This is a genomic window from Streptomyces sp. AC627_RSS907, assembly GCF_019049165.1.
Genome location: NZ_JAGMUE010001416.1, coordinates 1 through 582, shown reverse-complemented (window position 1 = coordinate 582; position 582 = coordinate 1). Strand labels below are relative to the sequence as shown.

The window sequence follows — 582 nt, the reverse complement described above, 5'->3', positions numbered from 1 at the left end:
AGCGCGGCGTCATGGTGTCGAGCAGGTAGCGGTGGTCCTGGGCGTCCTGCCAGACCTCGTCCTGGCCGAGGAGGGTGGCCCAGTGCTCCTCGGCCGTCCAGTTGCGGTGCGGCTCGGGCGGGATGCCCTGGAGCTTGTCCCGTACCTCCCGCTGGGCCTCGCGCGCGTCCCGTAGCGGGCTGGCGAAGTCGGCGTGGGCCGCCGTGAGGTGCTCGTAGTGGGTGATGGCCTCCGCCACCTCGTGCTCGGCCTGGTGCACGTCGAGCCCGGAGCGCACGCGGCCTCGCGCGCACTGCACCAGCAACCGGGCCAGCCGGGCCCGGGCCGCGTGGTCGTCCGGCGCGCGCTCGCGGGCGATGCCCATCGCCTCGTCGGCCACGGCCAGCCCCTCGCGCCACCGCTCGCTGCGGAACAGGAAGCCGCGCAGGTCGTTCAGGACCCGGACCAGCTCGGGCTCGAAGGCGGCCGGGTTGGCGCGCGCCACGCGCCGGTAGATGTCGGCCGCCTCCCGGGCGGCGGCCAGCGCCCGGGGGCGGTCTCGCGCGCTCCAGTACATGACCCCCAGGTTGCTCAGCGCCAGCG

At 75.8% G+C, this 582-nt stretch carries 1 pseudogene; it reads right to left on the bottom strand.

Annotation, left to right across the window (positions count from 1 at the left end):
- Window positions 1-582 (bottom strand): annotated as a pseudogene (locus KUM32_RS42200) (hypothetical protein); the annotation flags it as partial.